Origin of the sequence: Dyadobacter sp., from assembly GCF_051859145.1 — a bacterium.
In the GTDB taxonomy this organism is placed as follows: Bacteria; Bacteroidota; Bacteroidia; order Cytophagales; family Spirosomataceae; genus Dyadobacter.
The window spans coordinates 1-5,299 of the sequence record NZ_JBHYGF010000302.1; the positions used below are offsets into that span (position 1 = coordinate 1).

A 5,299-nucleotide genomic window follows, 5' to 3' on the forward strand; every position below is an offset into this window, starting at 1 on the left:
CATTTTGTGCCAAAACGGTCGTCGGAATGCGGATCAGCTTGATACCCCGGTGCGAAACTGCCGCTGCATAACCTACCAGGTCAAGCACCGCTCCGCCGCCAATCCCGATAATGAAAGAATGGCGGTCGATACCGTGTACGTCCACGGCTTCTACCAGACTTTCGAACAATGCAGGATCATTCTTGCAAGCTTCGCCGCCTGCTACGATCATGATATCCGCAGCAAGCTGAATCTGCGGAACCGCAGTCGAAAAGTAGCTTCTGATTTCCTCGGAAAGCGTCGGGTGAAAAGCAGCGAAACCTGCGTCCACGATCACCAGGGCCTTTCTTTGAAATCCTTCTTCTGAAAAACCGCTGAAAAAATCTTTCAGCAGCGGGTTATTTACATCGAATAAATGCTGTGTGAAGTACACCGCATAATTATATTCTATTTTGAAACGCTGTTGTATGGTTTGCATTGAAAATGACATTGCAGGCAATGTGGGTTTATTTTAAATACTAAGTTACGGCGAAAACCTTCGCCAGCAGCATGGATAGCGGCAGTAATGCAAGTACCGCCAGTCCGAGCGGCAGCAAGCCGAAAGCCACGCACCAGGAAGCATTCATCACGATCAGCGAAATCACACCGGCTTTCACCGCTTTGCCAATGAGCGGACCAATAGGATTTTGCATTGCATTCCAAAGCGGCCGGCCGATCAGCCGGGCGTGGAGCAACACAATTGGGATCGTAAACAGCAGGTTACCGCCACGTTCTGCGATGATCAGCTGGGCAATCAGTACGATTGCATAAAGCAGCGCAGCAATGTATAAAGTCCGCTTTTTCCCGCCGTGCACTTCATCCTGACTGATCATCGTGATCGCGAAAATGTAGGCAATCGGCAGCAATGCAATCCAGGCATATTTTTGAAAAGATTCAGGTATAACGCTCATTCCCAGGATCAGGTTGGCGCCGCGGCACAAGCCCATTGTAAGCGGACCGAAAAATGCGTGGTGTTTGGCAAAGCGATTGTACAGAATCGTCAGCAATGCAATCACAACTGCTATCAACCCGCTTAATCCGCTGAATAATGCAGCGGTAAGCATACCGAACACCAGCAAGGAAATACCCAGGAAAGTAGCCTGCACCAGCGGTACTTTGCCGCTCGGAATGGGCCGCTCTGGGCGTTCAATACTATCCAGTTTGGCATCGAAAACGTCATTCATCACCACGCCGCCTCCGTACAGTCCCAGTGTGGAAAGTACGAGCCACGCAGGTGAGAAGTCAGAAAAGGTAAACTGGGCGATCGCAAGACCGGCGAGTATGTCGGCAACGGCGGTGACCAGGTTAGCCGGGCGCGTTAGTTGTAGATAGGGTTTGATGCTGCTCACGTTACCTGATTACTAGGGAATCCTTAACCGGAGCTGGCTGCTGACCGCCGCGCAAAATGCTGTTTCCATGAAACTTGGCAGTCTGGTCGACCTCGTAGCCATTTTCAAAATCACTTACATCGATCTGTCCGCTTTTACCAAAAGCATCGATCGCATTCTGGTAGGTTACCTGCCGGATCGCCTCGTCTGAAATCCCTTTCATTTTCATCAATGCAGCTGTTTTTGGAATAGCCAGCGGATCGGAAATCCCCCAGTCAGCCGCAGAATTGATCATAATGCACTCGGGTCCGTATTGTTCCACCACTTTCACCATTCTTTCATTACCCATTTTGGTAAAAGGGTAAATCGTGAATGCAGCCCAGAAACCCTGGTCAAGCACACTTTTCACGGTTTCTTCATTGTTATGGTCTACAATCACCCACGACGGATCAATACCGTGCTCAATCGCGATCGCCATGGAACGCTCGGTACCTTTCTTTTTGTCGCGGTGCGGCGTGTGGATCTGGACAGGCAGCTTTGCTTCTTTTGCGAGTTCAAGTTGCAGTCTGTAATATTTTTCCTCGGCAGGTGTCTGGTCATCAAAACCGATTTCTCCAACACCCACAACACCTTCTTTGTATATATAAAGGGGTAAAATCTCCATTACCTGCTCGGCCAGCGGTTCATTGTTTGCTTCGCGGGAGTTCAAGCCCATTGTGCAATAATGTTTGATACCAAACTGCGAGGAGCGGAATCTCTCCCAGCCTACGAGACTGCTGTAATAATCTTTGAAGCTGGAAAGCCCAGTGCGCGGCTGACCAACCCAGAAAGCGGGCTCGATCAATGCGACAATCCCGGCCTGGTGCATGGCCTGGTAATCGTCGGTTGTGCGGGAAACCATGTGGATATGCGGGTCGAAAAACCGCATTCCTTTGATCAGCTCGCTGTAATCGTTCCAGGCAATATCGCGGTGCGCGGTGGAGGTTTCGTCACTATCTTCAAAGTGCGACGGGTTGGGCGCGGTTTCGTTTGGGTTTAAGCACATAATCAGGAATGTTCAAGTTCGGCCCAGGTAAGTTCACCTAATTTGACAGACTTTTCAAGGTCGGTATATTTGGCCAAAAGGTAGTTTGCATTGGTTAAGGTCGAATCGGCGCAGGCGAGTGCAGCTGCTTTGCGATCTTCGCTGTTTTCGGATTCAAAAAGATGCTGCATATCTGCGAGCAAAGCCGGGTTCATAAACTTGCCCACCAGCCGCCAGACCTGCGGCGCCACACTGCGGCCGGCAGCCCAGCGTTCGTGCGCGAAGTCGGATAGGGTTAATGCGAGCTTTTCATTCGCGCGGTTTTCCAGCCCTTCGATCAAATGAATAGGCTTGTCGTTGAAGATCGTTTTCAGTACCAGCTGGTTCCAGGCGAGTTCGCTGAAATGTTTTGCCGGATAAGGATTATGCAATGCAATCGCATCAAATACAAAACCCATATTGGATCGCACCGCATCAGTAGCCCTGAAAAGCCAATGTTCGGGGTAGGAGAGCAGCGGCAATGCGGAATAGAGCGCCACCAGCTCATTCATCTCGGCTGTATCAAAAAGGGTTTCAATGTTTTTGACATAATCCTCTTTGTCCGACGAGTCGAGCTGGGTCAGCAGCCACACGCGGCTCAAACGCACGAGAGACCAGTTATTCACTGAAAAGCCAGGTATCTCCGTATCGAGCGACCATTGTTCGTCTTCGGATACCTTCACGATTTTCTTGGCAAGAAAGCGCGGTGCTGCTACGAAAGCTGTCATTAATTCAAGAGGTGCAGCAGATCCTTTTTGCTGCAGCCATTCGGATTCCGTAGCAGAAGTGTTCCGGCTGATAATCTCCCAAAGCTTTTGCTTAACTATGTCAGACATTTTTTTAATGGAAAATGGACTTAAATGCCAGCAGGCAAATCAGTAAGGTTTCGGGTTGTTTTAGTATAAATGTTTATTTCACTTTATAAAGTTTCCCTGACAACTATTATAACGGTTTGATGTAGCTGGAAAACTTGTTTAACGTGTTTGAAACGCCAATTTTAATTAAAAACTAATGTGAGTTGAATGATATCCGTCATTTTCAAAAATCAAATTCCTTGATTGCGGGATCATTCAGGAGCTGTTTGGTGAGCTCATTGTGGTGCTTTTCGGAGCCTTGTAAAGTCCAGCTTCCGGTTATATTATCTCCAACCCGGCTTTGCTCCCCGCGCAAGATGGTCATATCAAGCTCCTTGAACATATCCTCGTACACTTTGAGCGATTGCTGCTGGTAAATGCAAACGAGCCTGTAATTACGGATCTGGCTTCTTTTACGGATAAACTTCTGAACCGGCGCCAGGATGACCAGCGACATACCGGAAATCACAAAACATGCGAAAGTTGCTTCGTAGTAACCCGCTCCAATTCCCATTCCGACTGCGGCTGTAACCCACACGATCGCAGCAGTTGTAATACCCACTACGCGGTTATTTTCCCGGAAAATGATCCCCGCACCTATAAAACCGATCCCTGTTACAATGTTCGCTGCAATCCTCCCCGCATCCGAACTGACCCGAATGGACAAAATCGTAAAAAGCGTGGAGCCCACCGCGATCAGGATCATAGTCCGCAAGCCGGCAGACTTGCTCCGGTACTCACGCTCCGCACCGATAATAGCGCCAAGGAGGAAAGATAAAAGCAGCTTATAAATGTCTTCCGGAAGGAAATTCATGCAATGTGATTTTTGTGTCAGTAAAAACAAAAGCCGGAAAGATGTGAATCTCCCCGGCTGGCAAAATTACATAATGATCTATCACGCGAGACCGGTTTTTCTTTCGACCCAGATCGCTATAAACAGGGGGCTCCTCTGGAGCCATTTGATCCTTTAATCCCTGATAATAACAAACAGCTTGACGAATGCTTTTGGCTGTTATCGCAAAGCTCCTGGGGAGCTTCCTGTTTATAGCAGAAGACAAGTCCACGATTGCGGGCTCCTGCGGAGCCTCCTGTTGTCGAAAGAGTTAATACTTCTCAGGATCAATTCAATTCTCAGCTATTCATTATCGCCTCAATCTCCTCCGCTTCCAGCGGAATATCTGCCATTAAATCAATGTTACCTGTTTCAGTAATCAGAATATCGTTTTCAAGCCGGATTCCCAGGCTCTCTTCACGAATGTAAATGCCTGGCTCACAGGTTAACACCATCCCAGGTTCGAAGCGGCGGTACTTATTGCCGACGTCGTGGATATCCAGCCCGAGGAAGTGAGAGGTACCGTGCGGGAAGTACTTTTTGTAAGCCGGCCAGTCAGGATCCTGTTTTTCGATCGCTTCTTTTGAAAGTAAGCCAAGACCGATCAGCTCGCTTTCCATTACCTTACCCACTTCACGGTGGTATTCATCCCACAAATTCCCACTAACCAGCATTCCCTTTGCAGCTTTGAACACGCGCAGCACAGCATCATACACATCGCGCTGCCTTTTGGTAAACCGTCCATTCACAGGAATACTCCGGCTCAGATCGGCTCCGTAATTGGCGTATTCAGCAGCTACATCGAGTAATATAATGTCGCCATCTTTGCAGGGCTGATCGTTTTGAATGTAATGCAAAACGCACGCATTTGCCCCCGAGGCAATAATGGGCTGGTAAGAAAAACCTTTGGAGCGGTTGCGGATAAACTCGTGCACCAGCTCAGCCTCAATCTCAAATTCATGTACGCCAGGCTTGACGAATTTAAGTACACGTTCAAAACCCGCCCTGGTAATTGTACAAGCTCTTTGAAGTAACTCTACTTCAATGGGATGTTTCGTGGCGCGCAGCTGGTGCATGAGCGGGGCCAGTCTCAACAGGTTGTGAACCGGGTAGCGGTCGCGGAAATCACGCACAAAGCGCGCGTCCCGACTTTGTACCTGCGAATCGTTCCGGGTATGTTCGTTGGTGTTGAGATACACGTTTT

5 protein-coding genes and 1 pseudogene are annotated in these 5,299 nt (G+C 48.8%); all 6 read right to left on the reverse strand.

The genetic code is table 11. The annotated features are described in order from the left end of the window. Positions 1-457 (reverse strand): annotated as a pseudogene (gene aroB, locus ACTIE6_RS16835) (3-dehydroquinate synthase); the annotation flags it as partial. 40 nt (positions 458-497) lie between these two features. Beyond that, positions 498-1,367, reverse strand: a complete 870-nt coding sequence (eboC, locus tag ACTIE6_RS16840) for a UbiA-like protein EboC (RefSeq protein ID WP_439557750.1) — start codon at positions 1,365-1,367, stop codon at positions 498-500. Between the two features lies 1 nt (position 1,368). After that, on the reverse strand, positions 1,369-2,391 hold the full coding sequence (locus tag ACTIE6_RS16845) for a TatD family hydrolase (protein WP_439557751.1): 1,023 nt from the start codon (positions 2,389-2,391) through the stop codon (positions 1,369-1,371). A gap of 2 nt (positions 2,392-2,393) precedes the next feature. Beyond that, a complete protein-coding gene (locus tag ACTIE6_RS16850; protein WP_439557752.1) occupies positions 2,394-3,245 on the reverse strand; it encodes an EboA domain-containing protein in 852 nt (283 codons plus the stop codon). Between the two features lie 202 nt (positions 3,246-3,447). Beyond that, on the reverse strand, positions 3,448-4,077 hold the full coding sequence (locus ACTIE6_RS16855; protein ID WP_439557753.1) for an MgtC/SapB family protein: 630 nt from the start codon (positions 4,075-4,077) through the stop codon (positions 3,448-3,450). Positions 4,078-4,394: 317 nt separating this feature from the next. Then, the coding region (locus ACTIE6_RS16860) for a M24B family metallopeptidase (RefSeq protein WP_439557754.1) at positions 4,395-5,299 on the reverse strand (905 nt) is incomplete at its 5' end.